This is a genomic window from Stenotrophomonas sp. 22692 (assembly GCF_052045015.1).
GTDB classification, from domain to species: domain Bacteria; phylum Pseudomonadota; class Gammaproteobacteria; order Xanthomonadales; family Xanthomonadaceae; genus Stenotrophomonas; species Stenotrophomonas geniculata.
The window spans coordinates 54944-79773 of the sequence record NZ_JBQEMR010000013.1 but is presented as its reverse complement, the minus strand read 5'-3'; the positions used below and the strand labels follow the sequence as shown (position 1 = coordinate 79773).

Genomic DNA, 24830 nt, shown 5'->3' with positions numbered 1-24830 from the left:
CAGTACCAAGAGGGCTGCCCGGCCGCGCCGCCCCAAGGCCGGGCGCCGTTTTCCCTGCGCACGGACGCGCCGCATCGAGGATTCCCACCCAGATGAGCACCACGTCCCAACCTGCCGTACCCGCAAACGACCGCGCTGCCCTGCGGCGGTCGATCTCCAACACCCTCAAAGGCTCCGCCGGCAACCTGGTGGAGTGGTATGACGTCTACGTGTACTCGGTGTTCGCCGTGTACTTCGAATCGCAGTTCTTCTCGCCGGACGACAAGAACTCCACCCTGTACGTGTGGGCGATCTTCGCCGCGACCTTCCTGATGCGCCCGATCGGTGCCTGGTTCTTCGGCCGCTTCGCCGACCGCCACGGCCGCCGCCTGGCGCTGACGGTCTCGGTCACGCTGATGGCGCTGTGCTCGTTCCTCATCGCCATCACCCCCACCGCCGCCAGCATCGGCATCTGGGCCGCGGTCATCCTGCTGTTCGCACGCCTGCTGCAGGGCTTCGCCACCGGTGGCGAGTACGGTGCCAGCGCCACCTACATGTCCGAGGCGGCCATTCCCGGCCGTCGCGGCTTCCTGTCCTCCTTCCACTACGTCACCCTGGTTGGCGGCCATGTGCTGGCCCAGCTGACCCTGCTGCTGATGCTGACCTTCTGGGGCAAGCCGGAGATCTCCGAGTGGGGCTGGCGCATCGCCTTCGGCATCGGTGGCATCGCCGCGGTGGTGGTGTTCTGGCTGCGCCGCGGCATGGACGAATCGCTGTCGGAGTCGTCCATCGAAGCCGCACGCGAAGGCAAGGCACAGAAGTCCGGCTCGATGTACGAGCTGTTCGTGCACCAGTGGCGCCCGCTGCTGCTGTGCTTCCTGATCACCGCCGGTGGCACCGTGGCCTTCTACACCTACTCGGTGAACGGCCCGAAGATGATCCAGAGCGCCTTCGCCGGCAACGACCCGATGACCGGCACCCTGATCAACCTGGGCGTGCTGGCGTTCCTGATGGTGCTGCAGCCGGTCGGCGGCTGGCTGTCGGACATCATCGGCCGCAAGACCCTGCTGGTGTTCTTCGGTGTGGGCGGTGTGCTGTACAGCTGGTACCTGATCACCCAGCTGCCGCACCAGCATGACGCCACCCTGGCCTTCCTGACCCTGGCCATGGCCTTCGTCATCCTCACCGGCTACACCTCGATCAACGCGGTGGTGAAGGCCGAGCTGTTCCCCACCCACGTGCGTGCACTGGGCGTGGGCCTGGGTTACGCGCTGGCCAACTCGCTGTTCGGTGGCACCGCCCCGCTGCTGTACCAGGGCGCGCTGAAGACCGGCCATGTCGACTGGTTCGCTATCTACGTAACCGCCACGATCGCGGTATCGTTGGTGGTCTATGTGTTCTTCCTTACCAACAAGGGCCCGAACTGGCTCGACGGCACCCGCACGTAAGCGCGTTGCCGTAATTGCGGCCACCGGTGCAATGCCGGTGGCCGCTGCGTCTCCCGCCACGCCACTGATGTGGATCGCGGCGACGCTGGCCGCAGCCACGGCACTGGCCTGGCTGCTGCGCCGTCCCAACGCGCAGGCCGCGTGGCCACGCATCGGATTCGGGATCGCCCTGCTGGTGTTCTGCGGCGCGCTGGCGCTGCAGCTGGCGGTGGACCTGGGCAGCGGCCACAGCTCGCTGCAGCTGCGCCTGCATCGCGGCATCAACGCAGGATCACCGGTTGGCCTGCGTACGATGGTGGCGTGCTATCTGGCCGCGCTCGCTGCCAGTGGCTGGGGCGCATGGACGCTGTTGCGCCGGCGCTGACGAGCGCGCGATCGTGCCGGCCGCTGGCCGGCAACTCCACATTCTTTCCGAAGGTTCACGAGGTTGCCGGCCAGCGGCCGGCACTACCTCAGCGGCGGGCGGCTTCGCTCTTGTCGCGTGCGCTGCGGAACTCCGATTCCTTTTCCCACGTCGGCCAGCGGCGGCTGTTGGCCAGCTCGGCACCCAGGTCGTAGACCAGCAGGGTATCGGCGGCGTGGCCGCTCGGATCCCAGCTCGGGGTCCAGGCATCGCAGGCCTGGTGGTAGCAGTCGGCGAAGTACTTCTCGCGCAGCGCACGGCCGGCTTCAACACCGCCGTCCAGCTTGTCCAGGCCCGGGCCGATGGTGATCGCCGGCACGCCCAGGCGGGCGAAGGCGAAGTGGTCGGCGCGGTAGAAGAAGCCCGCTTCCAGGTTCGGGTCCGGGCTGTAGCTGCGGCCGCGGGCCTTGGCCACGCGTTCCAGATCGCCTTCCAGCGACACCCGGCCCTTGCCCCACGAAGCGATGTCGCGGGTCGGGCCATCCGGGCTGAACATTTCGATGTTCAGCACTGCGGCGGTCTTGTCCAGCGGCGCCAGCGGGTGCGCGGCGTAGTAGCTGGCGCCCAGCAGGCCCTTCTCTTCGGCGGTAAGGGCCACGAAATACAGCGTGCGCTGCGGCTGCGGGCCGGCGGCGAACACGCGGCCCAGTTCCAGCACCGTGGCCACGCCAGTGGCGTTGTCGATCGCACCACGGCGGATGCGATCGCCCTTGGCATCGGCCTGGCCGATACCGAACGCATCCCAGTGCGCGGAGAAGATCACCGCCTCGTCGCCATGCTCGCCGCCGGGCAGCTTGGCCACCACGTTGCGGGTCACCACCTGCTCGCGCTTGAGCGCGAAATCCACGCTCAGCTTCGCGTTGTCCAGTGCTACCGGGCGGAAGTCTGCACGCATCGCCTTGCGCTTCTCGGCATCGAAGTCGAGGCCGGCGTCGGCGAAGATCGCCTCGGCCAGTTCGCGCTGCATCCAGCCGCGCAGCGGCGTGTGCTGCGCCATCGCCTCGGCCTGGCCGCGCTCGATGTCGAACAGCGGCGAGGTGCCCGAGCTCTTCACCGTGGCCCAGCCATACGCAGCCGGCGCGGTCTCGTGCACGATCAGCACGCCTTCGGCACCACGGCGCGCGGCTTCCTCGAACTTGTAGGTCCAGCGGCCGTAATAGGTCACCGCCTTGCCATCGAACGCGCCCGGCGCATCGGCTTCGAAATCGGCGTCATTGATCAGCACGACGGCGATCTTGCCGTGCAGGTCCACGTCCTTGTAGTCGTTCCAGTGGCGTTCCGGCGCATCGATGCCGTAGCCGACGAACACCAGCGGCGCATCCTTGATCTGCACGCGCTTGCGCGGTTGCAGGCTCTGCAGGGTCACGTCCACGCCGTTGGCCAGCGCGCGGCTGCCCTGCTTCAGCGACAGGCTGGCCTTGGCCGGCCCCTCCAGCTGCGCACGTACCAGCGGCACCGGCTGCACCCAGCTGCCATCCACGCCACCCGGCTGCAGGCCGTAGCTGCGGAACTGCTCGATCAGGTACTGCACGGTGCGCTCTTCGCCTTCGGTGGCCGGCGCGCGGCCCTCGAATTCATCCGACGCCAGCACACGCACGTGGCGCGACAGTGCCTGCGGATCGATGCCGCCACCGGGAAGGTCATTGGCCGCATGGGCCAGGCCACCGACGAACAGGCAGGACGACAGCAGCAACACGCGCATCGGATTCACGGCAGTACCACGGCTAGCTTGGAAGTCACCAGAGTGTAACGTGGTCGTGACATCACGGCGCAGCCTGGGCCCACGTCATCCACGCATGGCGTGGATCTACCTGCTGATGCGGTCCAGCCAGCACGCCAGGCCCTGCGCGTTGAGCTCGATGTCCATCGCCAGCACCGCAGTCACCGCCGCATCGTCCAGCGCACAGCCATGCAGCTGTGCACGCTCCAGGTACAGCGCCTGCAGTGCAGCCAACAGGCAGCGGTGGCGATCCGGCCGGCCATCGCACTGGCGGCCGATGGCCGCCATCGCATCGATCTGCTCGAACAGGTCGTCGGCCAGTTTTTCCACCTGTTCCACGCGCCCATAGTGGGTCAGGTACATCGCCTGCGGGCCGTAGCCCAGCATGCGCTGGATCGAGGCCTTCATCGCCTCCGGATCGAACTGCACCGGCGATGACGTGGGGAAGATGAAAGCGCCCTGCGCACTGTCCAGCTCGCGGTAGGAGATGCCGAAGGTATCGCCGGTGAACCAGCTGCGGCTGCGCGCATCCCACACGCAGTAGTGGTGCAGCGCGTGGCCCGGCGTGTGCAGCAGCACCAGCTCGCGGCCGGCCAGGTCGATGCGGTGGCCGTCCTCGGCCACCACCACGCGGTGTTCGGCAATCGCCTCGATGCGGCCATAGCTGCGTGCGATCTCTTCGGCACCGTACACCGCCGTCGCACCGGCAATCAGCCGGGTCGGGTCGATCATGTGCGGCGCACCGCGCGGGTGCAGCACCGCCTTTGCGTTCGGCAGCTGCTGCATCAGCAAGCCTGCGCCGCCGGCGTGGTCCAGGTGCACGTGCGTGAGCAGCAGCCAGTCCACCGCGTCCACGCCCAGGCCGGCGTCGGCCAGCGCCTGCAGCATGGCCGGCACTGACAGGCCGGTGCCGCAGTCGACGAACGCGGCGCGGCCGTTCTCAACGATCAGATAGGCCGCGTCGAAGTCGGGACGCTGGAAGCCGGTATCGATGGTGTGGATGCTGGGGTCGGCGGTCATCGGCACGCACCTGGCAGGATCGGGAACGGACCCCCATGGTAGGCGCGCAGGCGGCCCGGGTTCGATGCGGCTTTGGTCGGGTAGTGCCGACCGCTGGCCGGCACTACCGGTCCAACCAGCGTGGCCGCAGCAGCAACGCCAGCACCAGCACCGCCAGGAACGCGCCGTAGGCATACAGCACCGCCAGCACCTGTGGCCAGATGGGTCCGGCGCCGGGCTGCACCACGCCGATGCGGTAGCCCCACAGCATCGACACGATGCTCAGGGCGAAGGCCAGCGCCAGGGTGGTGCTGTCGAACAGGCGCCGCCGCGGGGTACGCGGCTGGCGCGGGAACAGCCAGTACAGGCTGCCCAGCAGCAGGAACCAGGGCAGGAACAGCAGCAGCGACAACCAGGCCATCGCAGACTCCATGTCATCGCGCCGGAGGCGCGCGGACATCATGCCATGGGCGCTGTGCCACGGTCGTGCCGGCGGAGTGCTTCCCTGTAGAGCCGAGTCCATGCTCGGCTGCTTTGCAGCCCAGCCGAGCATGGGCTCGGCTCTACAGAGGCGGAGCAAAGTCGAGCATGGCTCGACTCTACAAAGGGCAGGCAGGCCCGGCGATCAGGTCCCTTCGCGCAGCACGGCCAGCGCGGCCAGCACGGCGTCCACTTCGGCTTCCAGCTTGAACAGTTCGCTCTGCAGCTGGTCGCCCTGCTCGGCCTGCTTGATCACCGCGATCAGCTGGCCGGCATCACGCGGCGAATCGAAGCCTTCGCTCTGGATCAGCAGCGTGCCGTCACCGGCGGTCAGCTTGAAGTAGAAGCGGCCGTCCTTCTCGCGGTACTGCTTGAACAGCGGCGGTGCCACGCGGGCCACGCCGGCATCCTCGCTGGCGATGTCGCCGGCGCTGGACAGGTCACGCAGGCCCACCGCGTGGCGCAGCTCTTCCAGCAGCGGTACCGCCAGCTGCTCGCGCAGCTGCTGGCCACGGCGCTTGAGCAACGCTTCGATTTTCTCCGGCTCGGCCATCAGCGCGTTGTAGCGCTCGCGCAGCGGCGACAGCTCGCTGTCGATGCGCTCGAACAGCTGCTGCTTGGCATCACCCCAGCTGATGCCGGCGGCGAACGCCTTGGCGAATTCGGCGGTCTGTTCCGGGGTGGCGAAGGCCTGGTACATCTGGAACAGCGCCGAGCCCTCGGTGTCCTTGGGTTCGCCCGGTGCGCGCGAGTCAGTCAGGATCGAGAACACCAGCTTCTTCAGCTCCTCGCGCGGCACGAACAGCGGAATGGTGTTGTGGTAGCTCTTGCTCATCTTGCGGCCATCCAGGCCCGCCAGCGTCGCCACCTGCTCGTCGATCACCACGTCCGGCAGCGGGAAGTACTCCTTGCCGTACACGTGGTTGAAGCGCTGGGCGAAATCGCGCGCCATCTCGATGTGCTGGATCTGGTCACGGCCCACCGGTACCTGGTTGGCCTTGAAGATCAGGATGTCGGCAGCCATCAGCACCGGGTACATGAACAGGCCGGCGCTGACGCCTGCGTCCTCGTCCAGGCCTTCCTCGCGGTTCTTGTCCACCGCCGCCTTGTAGGCGTGCGCGCGGTTGAGGATGCCCTTGCTGGCGATGGCGGTCAGGAACCACATCAGCTCGGTGGTCTCGCGGATGTCGCTCTGGCGGTAGAACCACACGTGTTCCGGGTCCAGGCCGCAGGCCAGCCAGCTGGCCGCGATCTCCAGGGTCGCGCGCTGGGTGCGCTGCGGGTCCTGGGACTTGATCAGGCTGTGCAGGTCGGCCAGGAAGAAGAAGCTCTCGATCCCCGGCGCGCGGCTGGCCGCGATGGCCGGACGGATGGCGCCAACGTAGTTGCCCAGGTGGGGCGTGCCGGAGGGGGTGATGCCGGTAAGGACTCGGGTCGTCATGACTGCGTGGGGTAACCTTCGATGAACGGGGCCAGTTTACCTTGCACGCCACCAACCCCGTCAGGGCCCGCGGCGCGTTCATTCACGCAACCCCGCTGGAGACGCCCGATGAAACGCCTGCTGCCCCTGCTGCTGATCCTGCCCCTGGCCGGCTTCCGCCCGGCTCCCATGCCGCCGCCGGTGTACGAGGGCGGCCCCGTGCGCATGTCCCTGGTCGACCGCGACCGCGGTACCGAATTGCGCAGCTACCCTGCCGAGGGCCAGCGCTGGGTGGCCGGCGAGCGCGGCCACCGCTACGCCGTGCGCCTGTACAACGACAGCCCGCGCCGGGTGCTGGTGGTGCTGTCGGTGGACGGCGTCAACGCCATCTCCGGCGAGGATGCCGATCCCTCGCAGACCGGCTACGTGCTCAACCCCGGCCAGCGCGCCGACATCACCGGCTGGCGCAAGAGCCAGGACGAAGTGGCGCAGTTCGTGTTCAGCAGCCCCAGCGGCAGCTATGCCAGCCGCACCGGCCGCCCGGACAACATCGGCGTGGTGGGCGTGGCCGTGTTCGAGGAAGCGCGCCGCTGGCGCCCCGAACCGATCCTGCGCCGTGGCCTGCCGCTGCCGGCCCCGGCCGCGCAAGCCGAGGCTGCCGCTGATGCCAGTGCCAGCCGCATCGAGGGCTATGCCAGCAAGTCGCAGGCCCCTGCGCTGGGCACCGGCCACGGCGCTCGCGAACAGTCGTCGGTACGCGATACCAACTTCGAACGCGCCAGCCGCAGCCCCGCCCAAGTCCTGCAGCTGCGCTACGACAGCGCCCGCAACCTGCGCGCACGCGGCATCCTGGTGGATTCACCCTCGCGCCTGCCGCGCGAGCCCCAGGCCTTCCCCAACCGCTACGTGCCGGACCCGCCGGCGCGCTGATCCTCCCGCCCAGACAACACAACGCCCGCAACCTCTCGGTGCGGGCGTTGTGTTGTGAGGGAAACCGAAGCGCTTACTTGTAGTCCGGGTAGTCCTTGCTGACGCTGTCCTGGAACTCACGGACTTCCTTCTCGGCGCGGTCCTTGGCCCAGCCATAACGTTCCTGCAGGCGACCGGCCAGATACTCGGCATTGCCCTCGGCCACATCGAAATCGTCGTTGGTCAGATCGCCCCACTTGGCCTGGGCCTTGCCCTTCAGCTGCGACCACTTGCCGGAAATGATGTCTTTGTTCATTGCTGGGAATCCTTGGCTGCAACGGCGTTCTTACCGTGGCTCCAGCTTCGCGCAGCAGCTGTTGGGTACCGGTCAACCGACCATGAAAACACTGCTCACTTGCTTGAATGGTTCACTACGCTTCGACATCACGCAGTGAAAAGCACGCACAAAAAAGGCCGGGGATGTCCCCGGCCCTTTCTCTTTCCGTTTCGTGCAGGGCTCAACGGCCCTTGGCGGTGTCTTCAACCTTTTCGCCCGCCTTCTGCACATCCTTGCCGGCACCGGCAATGGTGTTGCAACCGGCCAGCAGGGCCACCGAGAACATCGACAACAGCATCAGGGCAACTACGCGCTTCATGGGCTTCTCCTTGGGTTCGCCGCTATACCGCTTCATTCGCGGATGGGATTCTTTCGCTCGGCGGGAGGGCACCAATGCCCACTGCCGCCGCGTGAAGTGCAATCTGGCGGCAGGGGCGTGGAGCGGGCGTGAACGGTTCGGCAATCCGTTCAGCAGGGGCGGTCAGTCGCGCATCAGGGTGGACTTGCCGAACAGGCTTTCCACCAGGTCCACGGCCAGTTCAGCGGTGGCATTCTGCTTGTCCAGCAAGGGGTTGAGCTCAACGATGTCCAGCGACCCCATGCGCCCGGTGTCGGCGATCATTTCCATCACCAGCTGCGCCTCACGGTAGTTCACCCCGCCCGGCACGGTGGTGCCCACGCCCGGTGCGATGCTGGGGTCGAGGAAGTCCACATCGAAGCTGACATGCAGGTGGGTGTTCTCGTCGATACCGGCCAGCGCCGCTTCCACCGCGCGCTTCATGCCGTTCTCGTCGATGTAGCGCATGTCGTACACATCGACCTTGTGGGTCTTGATCAGGCGCTTCTCGTCCGGGTCCACCGAGCGGATACCGATCTGGTGCATCTGCGACGGGGTGATCGCCGGTGCGCTGCCGCCGAGGTGGGTCAGCGCCTTCGGGCCGAGGCCGCACAGGCAGGCCACCGGCATGCCGTGGATGTTGCCCGACGGGGTGACATCGCTGGTGTTGAAATCGGAATGCGCATCCAGCCACAGCACGCGCAGGGTCTTGCCCTGCTCGCGGCACCAGCGTGCCACGGCAGTGATCGAACCGATGCCCAGGCAATGGTCGCCACCGAGCATGATCGGCATGCGGCCGGCCTGCAGTTCGGCATAGCTGGCTTCCATCAGCGCATGGTTCCACGCCACCACTTCATCCAGGTGCCGGTAACCTTCCACCGGCGCGGTCCACGGGTTGCGCGGACCATCCAGATTGCCCAGGTCGCGCACGTCCACGCCACGCGCCTCCAGCGCCTCCGGCAGCCCAGCCACGCGCAGCGCTTCCGGCCCCAGCCGTGCACCGCGATGGCCCGCACCGACATCGGTGGGAACGCCAATCAGGGATACGGAAATGGGATGGGCCATGGGTGCCTCCTGCGGTGGGGAAAAAGAAGCACAGTCTAGCCAGAGCTGTGTGACACCACTCGCGGCGGTGCAGCAGGGCATTGGCATGGCATGATGCCGCGCGGACCCGACCGTCCTTCATGGAAGATTGCGATGTCGCCCTTCATCAATACCGCATGGCCACGCTTCTTCATGGGCGCGCTGCCCATTGCCGCTTTTGCGGTTCTGTTGAGCAGCTCGATCGATGCGTCGCCGAACCGCTGGCTGATGCAGGCGACGCTACTGCTGGTGCCGTTCTCGACCCTGGTATTCCTCGGGTTGGGTTGGCAGCGTCTGCGCAAAGCACACGCCGAACACCCGATTCTGAAAAGCGAGCTGCCCCGTGTGGCGACGGCGTTGATCGGCAACGTGAAGGTGGCGGCGCTATGGTTCGGCCTGACCTTCGTTGGTATGTTCGCCCTGATGCTGGCGTGGGTGTTGCTGTATAGGTCCTGCGGCTGAAGCCTGCCCCAGCCCGCTGCGCGCTCAGCGTCCGCGGTGGCGAACAGGCGTCACGCTCTGCACCTGGCCGTTGTTGCGCATCATGCACAGGAAGCGGCCATCGGGATAATCGATGATCAACTCCTGATAATCGCTGCCCACCGGTAGCTGAGTCACCAGCGTGCCTTGCGCACCCTTGCGCATATTGCAGGAACCCAGCGCGGTATCCCCCGCCGGCGCGCTGTTGGCCGCCTTGGACACATTGCGGAAGACCGCACGGCAGCCACCATTCACCCACACCGAATGCCGCGACAGGCCCCAGTTCTGGCCTTGTTCGCAGCGGGTGTGGCTGAGCTGGCGCACGATTTCCACGTTGCCACGGGTATCCATGTCGCACGACACCTGCTGCTGGCCGGTGGATTCGCAGGTGACTTCGCGCGGCAGCGCCGCGTCGTTGTCGTCATCGTGGCGACGGTGGTCGCGATGTTCAGACGGTACGGGCGTTCCACTGGCACTGACCTGGCAGATGCCATTGGCGCCGCCTCGGCCGGTATAGCTGATCTGCGGCGTGCCGTCCTCGTTGCTGCTGATCGACAGCGTGATGCCGCTGTTGGCATCGCGCGCTTCGGAATAGCGGTCGTTGAAGCGTTTCACCGTGGCCTCGCGGCCCTGCACGTAGACCGGACCGCCTTCGTCGGCGTGCACGTCGATACCGCCTGGGCAGCTGGCGTTGAAGAACGGTACCGCAGCCATGGCCGGGGCCACGAAGGTGGTGGACAAAAGTGCGACGGTGAGCGACAGGGCATGGCGACGCATGTGCGGATCCCGAAGGGGCCCAGGGTGGGCGTGTGGCGGCAGTATGCGGTGGGGCGTCGCTGGCTGTACGTGAGGGATATCAAGATCCGGGTGGTGCGCGTGGGGATTCATGTCTGGTAGGGTGTTCTGGAAGCCCTGCCGGGAAAGTTGAGCCAGCTTTACTTTCTGGGCCTTAAAGGGCCGTGCGACAGCAATGACGCACCAGAATTCGTCGTTGGTTGCAGTCCTGCGCGATATGTCGCTTCTGGCATTGCCATGGTCGAAACGGGCCAATTGCGATAATTCATTTTCCCTTTCAGATCACCCGATGCCATCGAAACAAACGACTGGCAGGCGGTGATTTCACGTGCGCATGATGAATCGCCACCTGCAAAGGTGGTCGGGACTTCCAAGCCTGTGTTGTCAACGATGTATACGCTTGCCAGCCGGCGTCGTCCTCCCAAGTACGGCGCCGGCTGGCAATCCGTTCGCCGATCGACGGCGGGCGGTGCGTGGGGGCCTCGTGCCCGCCGATTCGTTGACCCGGTCTTGGAAGCCACGCATCGCCCGCCACCCTCTTCGGGTGGCGCCTCTGTTCCCGACGAGGATGCCCGCATGCCCAAGACTCATCACCCGTACCTGACTGCCACCCTGGGCGAGGCGGCCCTGCGCCTGCCGCCCGAACTGGCGCAGCCGTTGGAGGCCGCTTTCGCTGCCGCCAACGAGGCCCCTGCGCCGATCAACCTGCCCGGCTGCCTGCAGCGCATCCAGGCCGGTGACGCCGCCGATGGACAGCCGTGGCCGGGACCGGCAGGCACACCTGGCGACGTCGTGGCTGCCGCACGCAGGGAGCGCGCCGCAGTGGGCCTGGTGTCGCTGCTGGAGCTGTACCACGCCGCAGAGCGCGTGCGCGTGGACGGGGAAGAGAAAGACGATATCGGCGATGACACGCGCGAAGGGCTGATGTTGGCCTGTCGGGGGCTGGCGGAGTATGTAGCGTTGCAGGTGGGTAGGGCTCAATAATGCGGAACATTGAGATCCCCGTTGCACAGGTTCACAACGTCACTGCCGTGGCTATCGAATCGAGCAGGCCCGCTTCTGGAATGAGCACACCTTATCCAAACCTGAAACCTGTTCTCGTTGAGCTGCGACTGGACGAAGTGGATTCGCGCGGCGGCGCTGTTCCCGAGTTGATCGCCTCCACCGCGCGCCCCATGGCGCTCTCCATGAGTCCCCGACTCACGTGGTACAGCTTCGTCTTGAATGACAGAACCATGACCCGGATCCGTCCCGGCACTCGGACGAACTGCACGATCTCATTCATCAACCATGACGGTGCGAAGGAGGCATTCCCCTATGGCACATTGGCCGCCTTCGGAGACGGATCGTCGACAAGAGGGTTGATCCGCATCATCCGGTTTGATTGAAACTGTTCGCGCCAGACTACCGGGAGTTCGAAAGACGGGATTGTGTCAACCACCCCTCGCCGCACGTGTGCATGGAGATGTAGTAAACAACGGGAGATGTGGCTGCACCTTGAGCACCCGCACCTCTGGGAGAAGCGATGAAAGGAGTCGTACTCGCCGCATTCGCCGCCTCCATCCTGGCAGGCTGCGCCGCAACAATTGGATTGCCACAAGGCATCCCTCCGGATGGCTACACCGAGCTGGTGTCCACGCCTCTCGGTCCATTCCGCTACTTCCGATCCCTGTCCACTGTTCCGGGGCGCAAGGACCTGCCCGCTCTGGAATCGGTTCACTGCGCCAGCACCCAGCACGAAATCCTGCTCTTGATGGCTGCAGGAACACAGATTGACGTTGCCGATACCTGCATGCGCATTGATGCAGCAGCGAAATTCTCCGAATCATGGATAGAAGCAAAGGCGAACAGATACCGGATCCTTCTCGCGCCAACGGATACCGCCGCGACGATACAGTCGCGTACTTTTGGATCGTTCTCGGGTGGGAAGACGTTGGCACTTGCGGCTTCGATACATGACGACCGCGAACGGACGGTTGCGAACCTTGTCGATCTGGTCGCACACGAGACATTCCATGCGCTAGGTCATGCCACAAGGCACCCTCAGGCGCTTGATGAACGCATCGCCTACTACGCCGGACTCTGCGCACAGCTTCAGGTAAATGGCGTTGTTCGAGAGGATTCGCTACCTGGAGCCGCCATCGGCTCGGACGACGCTGCAGTGCAGCTGTCTTCGCAAGCAGCCTATCGTGTCCGTCTCGAGACCTATCCCCTTCTCGCCGATGGCCGCATTCAACTCAAGGAGCAATCCGGCGAACGTATGCTCCAACGTTGCAGTCAACTCAAAAGGGGCATTGCGGTGCCACGGTGAACTTGCCTGCAGGCTCCCATTCTTCCCCAGAACGGCAACGCACAAAAAAACCCGCCATTGCAGCAGGTTGATTGTTCTCCGTGGACATGTGCGGATGCCAAGGGATCGAAGATGGTGCCGCTTATCCGAATCGAACGGATGACCTACTGTTTACAAGACAGTTGCTCTACCAACTGAGCTAAAGCGGCATGGGTGGTGCACCCGCGGCAGTGCCGCGGTCCGGGGATTCTAGCGCAACCTTGCGCATTCCAGCGACCGGCTCTGTGCCGCGCCGCTGCGCTGCTGGGCCTGGGCCGGCTGCGTACCCGCGGCCAGCTGCCCTTCCAGCCACCATTGGCCGGCGTCGCCGCTGGCCACCAGGCGCGGCTGGAAGCCGGCGGCCTGCACGGCGGCCATGCGTCGCTCGGCGCCTTCGCGGTTGCGGTACTGGCCCAGCGCCACGGCGTTGATGTCCTCGCCCTGGCTGATGATGTAGTAGTCGCTCAGGCCGGCGGCGACGATGCGCTTCACCGTGGCCTGGGCTTCTTCGCGGTTGGCGGCGGCCGGCAGCATCACCCGGAAACGGGCGCTGCCACTGGCAGCGGGCTGTTCGCGCAGGTGTACCTGACTGATGACGCTGCCGGCCTTGCCCTGTGCACTGGTCGCGGCCGCGCGGTCGGCGAACGGGCCCAGTGCCACGCAGCGCGCCGGTTCGGCAGCCACGGGCCGGGTTGCTGGTTTTTCCGGTGCCGGTACGGGTGCAGGCGGTGTTACGGGCTTGGCAGCGGCAGCAACCGGCGTAGCCTCAGCCACCTGCGGCTTGGCAATCTCCGGCCTGGCCGGGGCGGCGGGCGCCGGCGTGGCAGCCACAGCCGTCTTCTCGGCCGGTTCGCGATCCATCAGCGGCGCAACAGGTGCGGCAGCAGTGGCATCGGCGGCCTCAGCCGCATCAACGCCACCGGGCACCCAGCGCAGCTCGGCGACGCCGGCCGGTTGCGGCGGCGGCGCAGGCGGTTGCGGCGCATCGCGCAGCAGCCACCAGCAGGCGACGCCAAGATTGAGGATGGCCAGTACGACGATCAGGGCACGGGTCAGCATGCGCGGATACTAGCCTGCGGGCTGGTGCACCGCCCAGCGGGCGAGGCCATCCAGCACCAGCGAGGGGTGGTAATCGGCGCCGGGCAGCAATGGCATCAGCGCCGGTGCGCCGCCACCATGCACCAGCAGCGAGGGCGCAACACCCAGCAGCGTCTGCGCCTGCTGTGCGCTGCGTTCGATCAGCGCCACGGCCGCACCATCGCAGCCGGAGGCCAGCGCGTCGGCGGTGTCGTTGGCGAATTCGCTGTAGTCACCGCCCGTGGCCGGCAGCTGCACCGCGCGGGCGTGCAGCGCTTCGCGCATGGTGGTGGGCGATGCGGAAATGCGGCCACCGTGGTGCTGGCCGTCGGCGTCGAGCAGATCAATCGTCAGTGCGGTGCCCACGCCGACCACCAGCACCGGGCGCTGCGCCTTGGCCGCGGCCAGCAGGGCCAGGAAGCGGTCGACGCCGAACTTCTCCGGCTTGGCATAGGCGATGCGCACACCGGCGCATTCGGCGCTGGTGCGTACCACGTGTACGTGTTCGAAGCGGCGCTGCAGCTGGTCCAGCATGGCGCTGGTCAGCGACGGTGCGGCCACGCTGGCCACGAACGCGGTGCGGCCGCTGGGCAGGCTGTGTGGCGGCTGCCCGGCCATGCCTTCGGCGCCATGCGCCCAGGCCTGCACATCGCCGGCACGGTCACCTTGCAACGGCGCGAACTTGAAGCGCGAGTTGCCGAGGTCGAACAACCAATCGCTCATGCCGCCCTCACACTGACTTCGCCGGCGTGCAGCAGGCGCTCGCGGCCATCGATGCGCACGCGCAGCGCGCCGTCATCGGCCAGGCCGAGCGCGGTGCCGTGCTGCCACTGCCCTTCCAGTTCCACCCGTACTTCGCGGCCGGCCAGCATGTCGAACGCGGCGTAGCGCGGCAGGAACGGAGCGAGACCTTCGCGATCGAATTCTTCCAGCGCCGGCAGCAGGCGCGTCAGCACGGCAGCGACGACCACGTTGCGGTCCACCGGCTTGCCGGCCAGCGTGTCCAGGTCCACCCACGGCTGGGTGATCTGCTCGGCGAACGACGGCGGCATGTGCGTGTTGATGCCGATGCCGATCACCGCGCGCGCCGGACCAGCGTATTCGCCACCGCCTTCTGCGAGCAGGCCGACCAGCTTGCGCTTGCCATCGACGATCAGGTCATTCGGCCACTTCAGCTGCGCCTGGGTGTAGCCCAGGTCGTGCAGCGCTTCGGCCACGGCGATGCCGGCCACCAGGCTCAGCCCGGCCAGGCGGCCGAGGCCGCCGGAGAACAGGCGCAGCACCGACAGGTAGATATGCGCGGCCAGCGGCGACGCCCACGTACGGCCGCGACGGCCGCGGCCGCCGGTCTGGCGTTCGGCCAGCAGGACGCTCACCCCGCGCTGGGGCGCGCTGCAACGCAGCAATTCGGCGTTGGTCGAGTCCACTGTCCAGGCCACCTGCAGGTCGTGCAGCAGGGCCTGGACGTCGGCGGGCAGGCCGGCGCGGATCGCGTCCGGGTCCAGCAGGTCGACCGGGCGGGTCAGGCCATAGCCCTCGCCAGCGCGGCCCTCGATGTCCACACCGGCGGCCCTAAGTCCTTGAATACGCTTCCAAATGGCCGCCCGGGTCTGACCCAGCTCACGGGCCAGGGCGTCGCCGGACAGGCGACCGGCAGCGAGTTTGGCCAGCAATTGGCGATCGTCCACGGCAGCTTCCACGAAGTCAGAAAGGAATTATGCGGGAAAGCCGCCAGCGACGCCCGCCACCGGGTGACCACAGGGGCTTCCAACCTGGCGCCGGGTTCGGGCTAGAATCGGGAACTCACCTTCCCTTAACGTGGATGTCGTCAATGCGCCGTTATGCCCATTGCCTGATCCTGCTGACGATGCCCTTCGCGGCGTCTGCGACGGCAGCGCTGGACGACAGCCGTGGGGCATGCGTGTCCTCCAATGGCGACGCCGCCTCGCAGCGCGCGCCCACCGCCAGCGCTGCGGCCGCCAGCACCAAGGCGGCACCGGTACGCCCGGCGGCCAGCACCACCACCGGCGGCGGTGGCAGCGACGACGACATGCTGCCGCGCATCCGCGCGCCGAAGTGGCACAGCTACCTGCCGGGAATGTTCCGCTGATCAAGTCGTTGCTGCAGTGGCTGCGGCCATTGCCGCGGCCGATTGACGATGCACTTTGGGAAGACGCCTGCCAATGCGCGGCGTGGCTGCACGGCCTGGATGACGGGCGTCGTGGGCGACTGCGGCTGCTGGCCACGCGCTTCCTGCACGAGAAGACCATCACCCCGATCGGCGATCTGCAGCTGCAGGCCGGCGATGGCGTGCTGCTGGCCGCGCTGTGCTGCCTGCCGCTGCTGGAGTTCGGCGAGGTGGGACTGGAAGGCTGGTCGCAGCTGATCGTCTACCCCGACGCGTTCCGCGTGCACCGCAGCCACATGGATGCGGCCGGCGTACTGCATGAGTGGGATGACGAACTGATCGGCGAATCGTGGGACAGCGGTCCGTTGATCCTGTCCTGGGCCGATGTGCAGGCCGACCTGTCGGCGCCGCACGAGGGCTACTGCGTGGCGGTGCACGAGATGGTGCACAAGCTGGATGCACTGGATGGTGCAATGGACGGCACGCCGCCGCTGCCGCGGCAATGGCAGCGCGAGTGGGCGGCTACGTTCCAGCAGGCTTACGATGCCTTCTGTGCGCAGGTGGACGCGGGTGTGGAAACGCTGATCGATCCGTACGCGGCCGAAGCGCCGGAAGAGTTCTTCGCGGTAGCCAGCGAGTATCACTTCTCGGCGCCGGATCTGCTGCAGCAGGCATTGCCGGAGGTGGCCGCGCAGCTGCGGCGGTTCTATGGCGAGCCGCCGACGATGGTCGGCTGATTCACTACCGCAGCTTATGTAGAGCCGAGCCATGCTCGGCTGCATTTTGCGGAGCAGTCGAGCATGGCTCGACTCTCCACAAGGCTACGGCCCCGGCGGCAGGCGCACTTCGAAACGAGCGCCGCCCAGTTCCTCGGAGCGGCCCACAGCCAGTTCGCCGCGGTAATCCTTGATCAGGTCCTGCACGATCGACAGGCCGATGCCGTGGCCCTGCACGCGCTCGTCGCCACGCACGCCACGCTGCAGCACCTTGCCGATGTCGTCCGGGGCAATGCCAGGGCCATCGTCGTCCACCGCCAGCAGCAGGCCGGCACGGCGCGCGTTCGGTGCCGGCAGCGGTTGCGCGGTCAGCAGCACGCGGCGGTTGGCCCACTTGAAGGCATTTTCCAGCAGGTTGCCAAGCAGTTCCTGCAGGTCGCCGGGTTCGCCGTGGAAGCGCGCGGCCGGGTCGATGTCGAATTCGCACAGCACACCCTTGGAGGCGTAGACCTTCTCCAGGCCACGCACGATTTCCTCGGCGTTGGATTCAATCGGCAGCGGTGCGGAGAACAGCTTGTGGCCCGACGAAGCAGCACGTGCCAGCTGGTACGAGACCAGGTTGTTCATGCGCTGCAGCTGCACGTCCAGCTCCTCGCGCAGCGCGCCATCGCCGGCACCGCTGTCCATCTGCGTGCGCAGCACCGCGATCGGTGTCTTCAGGCTGTGCGCCAGGTCGGCCAGGGTATTGCGCTGGCGTTCGAGGTTCTCGCGCTCGCTTTCGATGAAGGCGTTGATGCTGTCGGTCAGCGGTTCCAGCTCGCGCGGGTGGCGCTCGCTCATGCGCGCGGTCTCGCCACGCTGCACCTTGGTCAGCTCGGTGATCACGCGGCGCAGGGGCCGCAGGCTCCACTGCAGGATGACGGTCTGCAGCAGCAACAGGATCAGGCCGATACCGCCCAGGTAGAACCAGACCCGGCCACGGAACACCCGCAGCTGCGCACCCAGCGCGCGCGAGTCTTCCATCACGTAGATGGTGTACGGAAACTCGGTGGCAGGGTCGGCGTCTGCGTCCCACACCAGGCCCAGGCCATAGCGGTACACCGAGCCCTGGCTGCCATCGATCTGGATCATCGGCAGTGGGCCTTCGAACACTTCCTGGCGCGGCGCCAGCAGGCCACCGCCCACGGTGGGCAGCATCGGGCCTTCGGCGGACATCGAATTGCCCTTGCCGTGCGGCATCACCACCTGCAGGTACAGGCCGCTGCCCGGCACGTCGAAGCGTGAATCCGGCGGCTGCTCGCGGATGTACAGCGAGCGGTCGCGGGTGAAGTCGATGCCGGCCGCATAGGCCGTGGCGTAGTTCTTCAGGCGCTCACGCAGGTTCGCCTTCGCCGTATCGGCGAAGGCGGCGTCGAGCGCGTAACCGGCCAGCGCCAGGAACGCGACCAGACCCACGGACGCAGCAAGCATCTGGCGCGCCTGCAGGGAGCGCGGCCGCCAGCGTCGGAAGAACCACAGACGGCCGGACATCATGGTATCGCCAGGGTGAGCCGGCTCAGCCCTCGTTGCGCGGAATCGCGAAACGGTAGCCGCGGCCGCGCACGGTCTCGATCGGCTTCAGTTCGCCATCCGGGTCCAGCTTCTTGCGCAGGCGGCCGATGAAGACCTCCAGCACGTTCGAGTCGCGGTCGAAGTCCTGCTGGTAGATGTGCTCGGTGAGGTCGGCCTTGGAGACCAGTTCACCGGCGTGCATCATCAGGTACTCCAGCACCTTGTACTCGTAGCTGGTGAGGTCGACATTGCTGCCGGCCACGCTGACCGTCTGCGCAGCCAGGTCCAGGGCAACCGGGCCGCATTCCAGCGTCGGCTTGCTCCAGCCAGCGGCACGGCGCAGCAGCGCGTTGACGCGGGCCAGCAGCTCTTCGACGTGGAACGGCTTGACCAGGTAGTCGTCGGCGCCCTGCTTCAGGCCCTCGACCTTGTCCTGCCAGCTCGAACGCGCGGTCAGGATCAGCACCGGGAACTTCTTGCCTTCGTCACGCAGGGCCTTGATCAGCTCCATGCCCGACATCTTGGGCAGGCCGAGGTCGATGATGCCGACATCGAACGGAACTTCGCGCCCCATGTAGAGGCCTTCCTCGCCGTCCTGCGCAGCATCGACGGCAAAGCCTTCGCGCTTGAGCCGGGCTGCCAGGGTCTCACGCAGCGGGGCTTCGTCTTCGACCAGAAGGATACGCATGAACTCTCCCTAGTGTCCTGGGTGTGGCCCGGAGGCCTGTGGGGTACGGGTTGATAGCGACAACTATCCCTGTTCAGGGGTTATCGCCGCGTAGTGATGACATATCCGACCGCGGCGTGCGCGGCTGTGAACGCGACGGGGCGGGGTCGTCCATGTAGCGGACCCGGCCCCGATCGTCCATGTACTTCACCCGGTTGATATCACGACCATCGAACGGCACGCGCTCGGCGCCGAGGATGTGGCCGCCGGTGGTGCGCTGCACGCGGCGCACGGCATCGGACAGCGACCGCTCGTCGCCACGGTTGCCGCGCTCACCCCGCTCCATCATCTCCGCCCGCGCCTGCTCGCCACGCGGCGGCTGTTGCGCCAGCGCCGAAGACAGCGGCACAGCCGACAGGACCACGCAGGTGGCCAGGGCAATGCGGCGATGGAAGGGAGCGGAAGACATCGATGCGATCCTAGCCGAGCACGGCGATTCGTTCAAAAGTCGTAAATCCGGCGCCGGGTTCGAAACCCAGCGTTTTACAAATCTTTTGCAAATTCTTGGTTTACAGCGGTGAATCCGGTCTGAACTTTTCCGGCCCTGCGCCCGTGTCGTTCAGCTAAGTGAACATTCGGGACGAATCGCTGCCCCTTGTCAAGTCAGGAATGTGACTGCGGTCACGCTGCGGCGCGATCAGCTTCGCGTTCGGTGACCGCCAGCGCCTGTTCGATCAGGCTCCAGCCGGCGCCCGGGCGGTGCGCGCCCTCGCTCAGCACCTGGCGGAATGCGCGACCACCGGGCTGGCCGTGGAACAGGCCGAGCAGGTGGCGGGTGATGTGCTTCAGCGCCAGGCCTTCGCCCAGCCGCGCCTCGATGTAGGGGCGCATCGCGCGCAGCAGCTCGCCACGGGCCTGCAGCGGGGCGCCGGTGTGCAGCGCCTCCAGCTGATGCAGCAGGTAGGGGTCGTGGTAGGCCGCGCGCCCCAGCATCACGCCATCGACGTGCGCGGCCTGCGCCTGTACCGCCTCGATGCTGGCCAGGCCACCGTTGATCACCACGGGCAGTGCCGGGCGCTCCTGCTTCAGGCGGTAGGCCCAGTCGTACTTCAGCGGCGGAACCTCGCGGTTCTCCTTCGGCGACAGGCCCTTCAGCCACGCGTTGCGCGCATGCACCACCACCATCGCCGCACCAGCGGCAACCTGGCGGTCGACGAAGCTGGCAAACACGTCGTAGTCGTTGTCCTCGTCCACGCCCAGGCGGCACTTCACCGTTACCGGGATGTCGACCGCATCGACCATGGCCGCCACGCACTCGGCCACCAGCACCGGCTCGCGCATCAGGCAGGCGCCGAAACGCCCGGCCTGCACGCGGTCGGACGGGCAGCCGCAGTTGAGGTTGACCTCGTCGTATCCCCACTCGGCGGCGATGCGCGCAGCCTGCGCCAGCAGAGCCGGATCGCTGCCGCCCAGCTGCAGCGCCAGCGGCTGTTCGCTGCGGTCGAAGCCGAGCAGGCGCTCGCGGTCGCCGTGGATGACCGCGTTGGCGTGAACCATCTCCGTGTACAGGCGCGCACCCGGCGCCAGCACGCGATGGAACACGCGGCAATGGCGGTCGGTCCAGTCCATCATCGGGGCAACGGACAGGCGCAGGGAATCGGCGTAACGGGCGGTGGCGGACGTCATCGGGGCGTTGATCGTGGAGACTGGCATTGCCAGTGAGATCAATAGTTTACACCGCTCGGCTGAATGCGCCCGGTCAGTCGCGCGGCAAGCGCCGGTTGGGCCAGGTTCCCGCTGGCGGCCGGGGCGGGCTGGGCGGCGGCAGCGGACGCTTCCTGCCCTCGGGGAGCTTGGGGTTTGCGTTCTCCTTGGATACGACCAGCGGGTCCAGCGCAGTACGCCACGCATTGACGCAGATGCCAATTGAACGGTGTATCCTTTTGGATACGATTTGTGGATGGCGACCCTCCAGGCAACAGAGACGTTCACGCGCTGGCTGCGCGGGCTCAACGACAGCGGCGCCCGAGCAGTGATCGTGGAACGCCTGCAGCGGGTCTCCCGCGGTCTCGAGGGAGATGTTCGATCAGTGGGTCATGGCGTGAGCGAACTGCGAATCAACCATGGGCCGGGATATCGCGTGTATTTCACACGTCGCGGAAGATCCATCGTCGTACTCCTGCACGGTGGCGACAAGTCGAGCCAGCGTCGCGATATCGAAAAAGCGGTCAGGCTCGCGGATCTGCTGTAGCCACCATTTGATTCCATGCCGTTGCCAGGACTCTCCCCATGAGCAAGCTGAAGACGATTCCCTTCGATCCCGCAGACTATCTGGATGATGACGTCGCAATCGCCACCTATCTGAGCGAGGCCTTGGCAGCAGGTGATGCGGGCCACTTCCAGGAGGCGCTCGGAACTGTTGCGCGCGCCCGCGGCATGGGCGGCGTTGCCGAGGTCTCTGGTCTTGGACGCGAGAGCCTGTACAAGGCGCTGCGTCCCGGAGCACACCCACGCTTCGATACCGTGCAGCGGGTACTGTCAGCGCTCGGGGTGCATCTCATCGTGCAAGCCGACAAGCAACCCGCTGGCACCGCCTGATCGCTGCCGCTGCGCCCGCCGGGCATGGCCCGGCGCTACCAGCATGCCCTACGCGATCAATGCCCCCCGCGCGCGCCCCCGACCTGCTCGATCAGCGTCTGGCTGGCCGCATTGAGCCCCACCACCGTCACCTCCGCACCGTGCGCGGCCAGCTTTTCCTGCGCCCGCTCCAGCGCGGCCACAGCAGTCAGATCCCACAGGTGGGCATCGCGCAGGTCAATCTGCACCTTCGGCGCCACGTGCTGGAAATCGAACGCCGCACCCAGCTGCCCCGCCGAGGCAAAGAACACCTGCCCACGCACGCGGTAGACCTGCGTGTCACCAGCATCGTCGCGCTGCACATCCAGCATGCGGCCCACCTTGCGCGCAAAGAACAGCGCCGACAGCAGCACGCCACTGAGCACGCCCTTGGCCAGATCGTGGGTACCCACGGTGACCACCACGGTCAGCAGCATCACCGCAGACGAGCTACGCGGATGCGTGCGCAGGTCGCGCAGCGAGCGCCAGCTGAAGGTGCCGATGCTGACCATGATCATCACCGCCACCAACGCAGCCATCGGGATCTGCCGCACCAGGTCGCTGCCGTACACCACCAGCACCAGCAGGAACACGCCAGCCACCAGGCAGGACAGGCGGCCACGTCCACCGGAGGTCACGTTGATCACCGACTGGCCGATCATCGCGCAGCCAGCCATGCCGCCGAGGAAACCGGTGACCGTGTTCGCCACGCCCTGGCCGACGCATTCGCGGTTGCGTTCGCTGGGCGTCTCGGTGATGTCCTCGACAATCTGCAGGGTCATCATCGATTCGAGCAGGCCGACCACGGCCAGCGTGGCCGACACCGGCAGCAGGATGCGCAGCGTCTCCCAGCTGAGCGGCACATCAGGCAGCAGGAAATGCGGCAGGCTGTCGGGCAGCTGGCCCATGTCACCGACGCTGCGCACGTCCACGCCGAAGCCGATCACCACGGCGGTAAGCACCACAATGGCCACCAGCGGCGACGGCACCGCGCGGGTGAGGCGCGGCAGCAGGTAGATGATCGCCAGCGCGGCGGCGCACAGCACGTAGACCGTAGGGCCGCGGCCAATCAGTTCCGGCATCTGCGCGAGGAAGATCAGGATCGCCAGCGCGTTGACGAAGCCGGTGATGACCGAACGCGAGACGAAGCGCATCAGCGAGCCGAGCTTGAACACGCCCGCGAGCACCTGCAGCAGGCCGGCCAGGATGCTGGCGGCGAACAGGTACTGCAGGCCGTGGTCCTTGACCAGGTCGACCATCACCAGCGCCATCGCACCGGTGGCGGCGGAGATCATGCCGGGGCGGCCGCCGGCGATGGCGGTGATGACGGCAATCGAGAACGCCGCGTACAGCCCGACCTTGGGGTCGACGCCGGCGATGAGCGAGAAAGCGATGGCCTCGGGAATCAGGGCCAGGGCGACGACGATGCCGGACAGCAGGTCGCCACGGAGGTTGCCGAGCCATTGCTGGCGCAGGGGGTAGGACGTTTGCATGGAAAAACTCCGCGCGCACGCGGGTGTGGCCGCGTGGCGCTGCAGTGGAAAGACACGGGTTCCTGAGCCGGGCGGGCCGGCTGCCGATGGGCGGCAAGGGTCAGGGTGGCGTGATCACTGCAGGCGGGCGTCGGTGCGTTGGGAGGGGCGCAGTCTACGGGAAGCGGCCGCACGAAGGTAGCGCGACCGGCCGCGAAAGGCCGCGGGGCATGGCGCCGCTCTACAATCGGGGCATGGCTACTGATCGCCCGCAGTTCTTCGACCCCGCCACCGAACAAGGCGTGCTGCGCCTGTCGATCGCCGCTTCGCTGCTGCTGGCCGCAGCGGCGGTGGTGTTCGGCCTGCTGGCCAATTCCTCGCTGATCATCTTCGACGGCATCTACGGCCTGATCGACGTGGTGATGACCTGGCTGTCGCTGCTGGTGGCACGGCTGATCGCGCTGTCCACCCAGACCGACGCGCTGCAATCGCGGCTCAACCAGCGCTTCACCATGGGCTTCTGGCACCTGGAGCCGATCGTGCTGGGGGTCAGCGGCACGCTGATGATCGGTGCGGCACTGTATGCCCTGGTCAATGCGGTGGATGCACTGATGTCCGGGGGCCGCCACATTGCGCTGGGCCCGGCCATTGCCTTCGCCGGGCTGTCGATCGTGGGCGAAGGCGCGTTGGCCTGGTTCATCCTGCGCGCCAACCGCCGCATCGGCTCGGAGTTCATTGCGCTGGACGCGAAGAACTGGGTGATCGCAGCCAGCATGTCGGCCTGCTATCTGCTGGCCTTCCTCGGCGGTGTGCTGGTGCAGGGCACCTCGCTGGCCTGGGTCGGCCCATACATCGACCCCGCCATCCTCGCCTTCGTCTGCGTGCTGGTGATGATCGCCCCGCTCGGTACCGTGCGCCGCGCGCTGGCCGGCATCCTGCTGGTCACCCCGCCGGAGCTGCAGGCGCACGTGGATGCGGTGGCGCGCGACATCGTCGCCAAGCACGGCTTCGTCGAGCACCGCAGCTACGTGGCCCAGGTGGGGCGAGGCGAGCAGATCGAGCTGTTCTTCGTGGTGCCGGAAAACGACCCACCGCGGCCACTGGTGGAATGGGACCAGCTGCGTGATGAGATCGGCGATGCGCTCGGCGAGGCTTCGCCGGACCGCTGGCTGACCATCATGTTCACCACCGATCGCGAATGGACGATCTAGGCCCACAGGACGATCGATCAAGTTTTTCGTACGCATTGCAACCCAAGGTACGCGAAAACCGGGCAAAGTAGGCTCCAACGCAACACCCACCCACTGACCAGGAGCATCCCGATGTCCATCGAAAAGGTTCTGTACACCGCCCAGGCCACCTCCACCGGCGGCCGTGAAGGCCGTTCCGTCTCCTCCGACAACGTGCTGGACATCCAGCTGTCGACCCCGCGCGAGCTGGGCGGCGCCGGCGGTCCGGGCACCAACCCGGAACAGCTGTTCGCGGCGGGCTATTCGGCCTGCTTCCTGGGCGCACTGAAGTTCGTGGCCGGCCAGGCCAAGGTCGCGCTGCCGGCCGACACCACCGTGACCGGCAAGGTCGGCATCGGCCAGATCCCGACCGGCTTCGGCATCGAAGCCGAGCTGACCATCAACGTGCCGGGCGTGCCGCGCGAGCAGGTGGAAGAGCTGGTGCAGAAGGCGCACATCGTGTGCCCGTATTCCAACGCCACCCGCGGCAACATCGACGTGACGCTGATCGTTGCCTGATGCGGTGCTGCCGGCCAGCGGCCGGCACTACCAACATGAAAGGCAAAAAAATGGGCGGATGCCGGTCGAAACCGGGCATCCGCCCATCCCACCTCGGGTGGGCCCCGGCGCGCGGCCGGGGACGCATTCGCTACGG

General features: G+C 66.8%; 29 protein-coding genes and 1 tRNA gene. 13 read left to right on the top strand and 17 right to left on the bottom strand.

What is annotated here, in order from left to right; genetic code table 11:
* The first annotated feature begins 92 nt into the window (after positions 1-92).
* Entirely contained in the window at positions 93-1427 is a 1335-nt protein-coding gene (locus tag ACTJJM_RS12055) for an MFS transporter (RefSeq protein WP_019338650.1), read from the top strand.
* 67 nt (positions 1428-1494) lie between these two features.
* Positions 1495-1791: a hypothetical protein gene (locus tag ACTJJM_RS12050; RefSeq protein WP_010486965.1), complete on the top strand. Its 297-nt coding sequence runs from the start codon at positions 1495-1497 to the stop codon at positions 1789-1791.
* Positions 1792-1879: 88 nt separating this feature from the next.
* Here ACTJJM_RS12050 and ACTJJM_RS12045 read toward each other — a convergent pair whose 3' ends face one another.
* The 4 genes from ACTJJM_RS12045 to ACTJJM_RS12030 form a co-directional block, all read right to left on the bottom strand.
* Entirely contained in the window at positions 1880-3532 is a 1653-nt protein-coding gene (locus ACTJJM_RS12045) for a M28 family metallopeptidase (RefSeq protein ID WP_019338602.1), read from the bottom strand.
* Between the two features lie 105 nt (positions 3533-3637).
* Positions 3638-4570 carry an MBL fold metallo-hydrolase gene (locus tag ACTJJM_RS12040; protein ID WP_279914915.1) on the bottom strand — a complete coding sequence of 311 codons (933 nt, stop codon included), beginning with the start codon at positions 4568-4570 and terminating at the stop codon, positions 3638-3640.
* A 103-nt stretch (positions 4571-4673) separates the two neighbouring features.
* Positions 4674-4970: a hypothetical protein gene (locus ACTJJM_RS12035; protein WP_248854220.1), complete on the bottom strand. Its 297-nt coding sequence runs from the start codon at positions 4968-4970 to the stop codon at positions 4674-4676.
* A gap of 204 nt (positions 4971-5174) precedes the next feature.
* Positions 5175-6470 carry a tryptophan--tRNA ligase gene (locus ACTJJM_RS12030; RefSeq protein WP_279915023.1) on the bottom strand — a complete coding sequence of 432 codons (1296 nt, stop codon included), beginning with the start codon at positions 6468-6470 and terminating at the stop codon, positions 5175-5177.
* A gap of 108 nt (positions 6471-6578) precedes the next feature.
* On the opposite strand from ACTJJM_RS12030, the gene ACTJJM_RS12025 reads away from it, so the two are divergent.
* Positions 6579-7379 carry a hypothetical protein gene (locus ACTJJM_RS12025; RefSeq protein ID WP_248854218.1) on the top strand — a complete coding sequence of 267 codons (801 nt, stop codon included), beginning with the start codon at positions 6579-6581 and terminating at the stop codon, positions 7377-7379.
* 73 nt (positions 7380-7452) lie between these two features.
* Here ACTJJM_RS12025 and ACTJJM_RS12020 read toward each other — a convergent pair whose 3' ends face one another.
* From ACTJJM_RS12020 to rocF, 3 genes are all read right to left on the bottom strand, one after another.
* Positions 7453-7674, bottom strand: a complete 222-nt coding sequence (locus ACTJJM_RS12020; RefSeq protein WP_004137109.1) for a CsbD family protein — start codon at positions 7672-7674, stop codon at positions 7453-7455.
* Positions 7675-7876: 202 nt separating this feature from the next.
* Entirely contained in the window at positions 7877-8014 is a 138-nt protein-coding gene (locus ACTJJM_RS12015; protein WP_008266021.1) for an entericidin A/B family lipoprotein, read from the bottom strand.
* Positions 8015-8176: 162 nt separating this feature from the next.
* A complete protein-coding gene (rocF, locus tag ACTJJM_RS12010; RefSeq protein ID WP_043401829.1) occupies positions 8177-9097 on the bottom strand; it encodes an arginase in 921 nt (306 codons plus the stop codon).
* 132 nt (positions 9098-9229) lie between these two features.
* Here rocF and ACTJJM_RS12005 point away from each other — a divergent pair, with 132 nt between their 5' ends.
* Positions 9230-9577: a hypothetical protein gene (locus ACTJJM_RS12005; RefSeq protein WP_010486978.1), complete on the top strand. Its 348-nt coding sequence runs from the start codon at positions 9230-9232 to the stop codon at positions 9575-9577.
* Positions 9578-9601: 24 nt separating this feature from the next.
* Here the strand turns inward: ACTJJM_RS12005 and ACTJJM_RS12000 are convergent, their stop codons facing one another.
* Positions 9602-10372, bottom strand: coding sequence for a DUF3011 domain-containing protein (locus ACTJJM_RS12000; protein ID WP_440865610.1), 771 nt, complete (start codon positions 10370-10372; stop codon positions 9602-9604).
* Between the two features lie 594 nt (positions 10373-10966).
* On the opposite strand from ACTJJM_RS12000, the gene ACTJJM_RS11995 reads away from it, so the two are divergent.
* From ACTJJM_RS11995 to ACTJJM_RS11985, 3 genes are all read left to right on the top strand, one after another.
* Positions 10967-11374, top strand: coding sequence for a hypothetical protein (locus tag ACTJJM_RS11995; protein WP_440865608.1), 408 nt, complete (start codon positions 10967-10969; stop codon positions 11372-11374).
* Positions 11375-11454: 80 nt separating this feature from the next.
* The gene (locus tag ACTJJM_RS11990) at positions 11455-11778 is read left to right on the top strand and encodes a hypothetical protein (RefSeq protein ID WP_191850474.1); all 324 of its coding nucleotides are present in this window, start codon (positions 11455-11457) and stop codon (positions 11776-11778) included.
* A 137-nt stretch (positions 11779-11915) separates the two neighbouring features.
* Entirely contained in the window at positions 11916-12701 is a 786-nt protein-coding gene (locus ACTJJM_RS11985) for a hypothetical protein (protein WP_329835120.1), read from the top strand.
* Between the two features lie 112 nt (positions 12702-12813).
* On the opposite strand, the gene ACTJJM_RS11980 is transcribed toward ACTJJM_RS11985, so the two are convergent.
* From ACTJJM_RS11980 to birA, 4 genes are all read right to left on the bottom strand, one after another.
* Positions 12814-12889, bottom strand: a tRNA-Thr gene (locus ACTJJM_RS11980).
* 40 nt (positions 12890-12929) lie between these two features.
* Positions 12930-13778, bottom strand: coding sequence for an SPOR domain-containing protein (locus ACTJJM_RS11975; RefSeq protein ID WP_329835118.1), 849 nt, complete (start codon positions 13776-13778; stop codon positions 12930-12932).
* A gap of 9 nt (positions 13779-13787) precedes the next feature.
* A complete protein-coding gene (locus tag ACTJJM_RS11970) occupies positions 13788-14519 on the bottom strand; it encodes a type III pantothenate kinase (protein ID WP_049409961.1) in 732 nt (243 codons plus the stop codon).
* Entirely contained in the window at positions 14516-15484 is a 969-nt protein-coding gene (birA, locus tag ACTJJM_RS11965) for a bifunctional biotin--[acetyl-CoA-carboxylase] ligase/biotin operon repressor BirA (RefSeq protein WP_049435509.1), read from the bottom strand. The genes ACTJJM_RS11970 and birA overlap by 4 nt, the downstream gene beginning before the upstream one ends.
* Positions 15485-15627: 143 nt before the next feature.
* Between birA and ACTJJM_RS11960 the strand changes: the two genes are divergently transcribed.
* Positions 15628-15906 carry a hypothetical protein gene (locus tag ACTJJM_RS11960; RefSeq protein WP_049435508.1) on the top strand — a complete coding sequence of 93 codons (279 nt, stop codon included), beginning with the start codon at positions 15628-15630 and terminating at the stop codon, positions 15904-15906.
* Positions 15873-16661, top strand: coding sequence for a zinc-dependent peptidase (locus tag ACTJJM_RS11955; RefSeq protein WP_440865604.1), 789 nt, complete (start codon positions 15873-15875; stop codon positions 16659-16661). Before ACTJJM_RS11960 ends, ACTJJM_RS11955 begins: the two co-directional genes overlap by 34 nt.
* A gap of 84 nt (positions 16662-16745) precedes the next feature.
* On the opposite strand, the gene ACTJJM_RS11950 is transcribed toward ACTJJM_RS11955, so the two are convergent.
* The 4 genes from ACTJJM_RS11950 to dusA form a co-directional block, all read right to left on the bottom strand.
* Positions 16746-18170, bottom strand: a complete 1425-nt coding sequence (locus ACTJJM_RS11950) for an ATP-binding protein (RefSeq protein WP_032128221.1) — start codon at positions 18168-18170, stop codon at positions 16746-16748.
* Between the two features lie 25 nt (positions 18171-18195).
* On the bottom strand, positions 18196-18879 hold the full coding sequence (locus ACTJJM_RS11945; protein ID WP_004136763.1) for a response regulator transcription factor: 684 nt from the start codon (positions 18877-18879) through the stop codon (positions 18196-18198).
* A gap of 73 nt (positions 18880-18952) precedes the next feature.
* Complete coding sequence (locus ACTJJM_RS11940) at positions 18953-19327, bottom strand: hypothetical protein (RefSeq protein WP_010487000.1); 375 nt, start codon at positions 19325-19327, stop codon at positions 18953-18955.
* A gap of 212 nt (positions 19328-19539) precedes the next feature.
* Positions 19540-20571, bottom strand: a complete 1032-nt coding sequence (dusA, locus tag ACTJJM_RS11935; protein WP_143994628.1) for a tRNA dihydrouridine(20/20a) synthase DusA — start codon at positions 20569-20571, stop codon at positions 19540-19542.
* A 247-nt stretch (positions 20572-20818) separates the two neighbouring features.
* Here dusA and ACTJJM_RS11930 point away from each other — a divergent pair, with 247 nt between their 5' ends.
* A complete protein-coding gene (locus ACTJJM_RS11930) occupies positions 20819-21109 on the top strand; it encodes a type II toxin-antitoxin system RelE/ParE family toxin (RefSeq protein WP_019337795.1) in 291 nt (96 codons plus the stop codon).
* Positions 21110-21147: 38 nt separating this feature from the next.
* A complete protein-coding gene (locus tag ACTJJM_RS11925) occupies positions 21148-21456 on the top strand; it encodes an addiction module antidote protein (RefSeq protein ID WP_004136660.1) in 309 nt (102 codons plus the stop codon).
* Positions 21457-21512: 56 nt separating this feature from the next.
* Here ACTJJM_RS11925 and ACTJJM_RS11920 read toward each other — a convergent pair whose 3' ends face one another.
* Positions 21513-22967: a SulP family inorganic anion transporter gene (locus tag ACTJJM_RS11920; protein ID WP_241885745.1), complete on the bottom strand. Its 1455-nt coding sequence runs from the start codon at positions 22965-22967 to the stop codon at positions 21513-21515.
* Positions 22968-23176: 209 nt separating this feature from the next.
* On the opposite strand from ACTJJM_RS11920, the gene ACTJJM_RS11915 reads away from it, so the two are divergent.
* Positions 23177-24157, top strand: coding sequence for a cation diffusion facilitator family transporter (locus ACTJJM_RS11915; RefSeq protein ID WP_071306312.1), 981 nt, complete (start codon positions 23177-23179; stop codon positions 24155-24157).
* A gap of 111 nt (positions 24158-24268) precedes the next feature.
* Positions 24269-24694, top strand: coding sequence for an organic hydroperoxide resistance protein (locus tag ACTJJM_RS11910; protein WP_004153735.1), 426 nt, complete (start codon positions 24269-24271; stop codon positions 24692-24694).
* Positions 24695-24830: the final 136 nt, after the last annotated feature.

Bases quoted from the DNA above. Each gene is read 5' to 3' on its own strand.
- ACTJJM_RS12055 (WP_019338650.1), top strand. From the start codon at position 93: ATGAGCACCACGTCCCAACCTGCCGTACCCGCAAACGACCGCGCTGCC.
- ACTJJM_RS12050 (WP_010486965.1), top strand. From the start codon at position 1,495: ATGTGGATCGCGGCGACGCTGGCCGCAGCCACGGCACTGGCCTGGCTG.
- ACTJJM_RS12045 (WP_019338602.1), bottom strand. From the start codon at position 3,532: ATGCGCGTGTTGCTGCTGTCGTCCTGCCTGTTCGTCGGTGGCCTGGCC.
- ACTJJM_RS12040 (WP_279914915.1), bottom strand. From the start codon at position 4,570: ATGACCGCCGACCCCAGCATCCACACCATCGATACCGGCTTCCAGCGT.
- ACTJJM_RS12035 (WP_248854220.1), bottom strand. From the start codon at position 4,970: ATGGCCTGGTTGTCGCTGCTGCTGTTCCTGCCCTGGTTCCTGCTGCTG.
- ACTJJM_RS12030 (WP_279915023.1), bottom strand. From the start codon at position 6,470: ATGACGACCCGAGTCCTTACCGGCATCACCCCCTCCGGCACGCCCCAC.
- ACTJJM_RS12025 (WP_248854218.1), top strand. From the start codon at position 6,579: ATGAAACGCCTGCTGCCCCTGCTGCTGATCCTGCCCCTGGCCGGCTTC.
- ACTJJM_RS12020 (WP_004137109.1), bottom strand. From the start codon at position 7,674: ATGAACAAAGACATCATTTCCGGCAAGTGGTCGCAGCTGAAGGGCAAG.
- ACTJJM_RS12015 (WP_008266021.1), bottom strand. From the start codon at position 8,014: ATGAAGCGCGTAGTTGCCCTGATGCTGTTGTCGATGTTCTCGGTGGCC.
- rocF (WP_043401829.1), bottom strand. From the start codon at position 9,097: ATGGCCCATCCCATTTCCGTATCCCTGATTGGCGTTCCCACCGATGTC.
- ACTJJM_RS12005 (WP_010486978.1), top strand. From the start codon at position 9,230: ATGTCGCCCTTCATCAATACCGCATGGCCACGCTTCTTCATGGGCGCG.
- ACTJJM_RS12000 (WP_440865610.1), bottom strand. From the start codon at position 10,372: ATGCGTCGCCATGCCCTGTCGCTCACCGTCGCACTTTTGTCCACCACC.
- ACTJJM_RS11995 (WP_440865608.1), top strand. From the start codon at position 10,967: ATGCCCAAGACTCATCACCCGTACCTGACTGCCACCCTGGGCGAGGCG.
- ACTJJM_RS11990 (WP_191850474.1), top strand. From the start codon at position 11,455: ATGAGCACACCTTATCCAAACCTGAAACCTGTTCTCGTTGAGCTGCGA.
- ACTJJM_RS11985 (WP_329835120.1), top strand. From the start codon at position 11,916: ATGAAAGGAGTCGTACTCGCCGCATTCGCCGCCTCCATCCTGGCAGGC.
- ACTJJM_RS11975 (WP_329835118.1), bottom strand. From the start codon at position 13,778: ATGCTGACCCGTGCCCTGATCGTCGTACTGGCCATCCTCAATCTTGGC.
- ACTJJM_RS11970 (WP_049409961.1), bottom strand. From the start codon at position 14,519: ATGAGCGATTGGTTGTTCGACCTCGGCAACTCGCGCTTCAAGTTCGCG.
- ACTJJM_RS11960 (WP_049435508.1), top strand. From the start codon at position 15,628: ATGCGCCGTTATGCCCATTGCCTGATCCTGCTGACGATGCCCTTCGCG.
- ACTJJM_RS11950 (WP_032128221.1), bottom strand. From the start codon at position 18,170: ATGTCCGGCCGTCTGTGGTTCTTCCGACGCTGGCGGCCGCGCTCCCTG.
- ACTJJM_RS11945 (WP_004136763.1), bottom strand. From the start codon at position 18,879: ATGCGTATCCTTCTGGTCGAAGACGAAGCCCCGCTGCGTGAGACCCTG.
- ACTJJM_RS11940 (WP_010487000.1), bottom strand. From the start codon at position 19,327: ATGTCTTCCGCTCCCTTCCATCGCCGCATTGCCCTGGCCACCTGCGTG.
- dusA (WP_143994628.1), bottom strand. From the start codon at position 20,571: ATGCCAGTCTCCACGATCAACGCCCCGATGACGTCCGCCACCGCCCGT.
- ACTJJM_RS11930 (WP_019337795.1), top strand. From the start codon at position 20,819: ATGGCGACCCTCCAGGCAACAGAGACGTTCACGCGCTGGCTGCGCGGG.
- ACTJJM_RS11925 (WP_004136660.1), top strand. From the start codon at position 21,148: ATGAGCAAGCTGAAGACGATTCCCTTCGATCCCGCAGACTATCTGGAT.
- ACTJJM_RS11920 (WP_241885745.1), bottom strand. From the start codon at position 22,967: ATGCAAACGTCCTACCCCCTGCGCCAGCAATGGCTCGGCAACCTCCGT.
- ACTJJM_RS11915 (WP_071306312.1), top strand. From the start codon at position 23,177: ATGGCGCCGCTCTACAATCGGGGCATGGCTACTGATCGCCCGCAGTTC.
- ACTJJM_RS11910 (WP_004153735.1), top strand. From the start codon at position 24,269: ATGTCCATCGAAAAGGTTCTGTACACCGCCCAGGCCACCTCCACCGGC.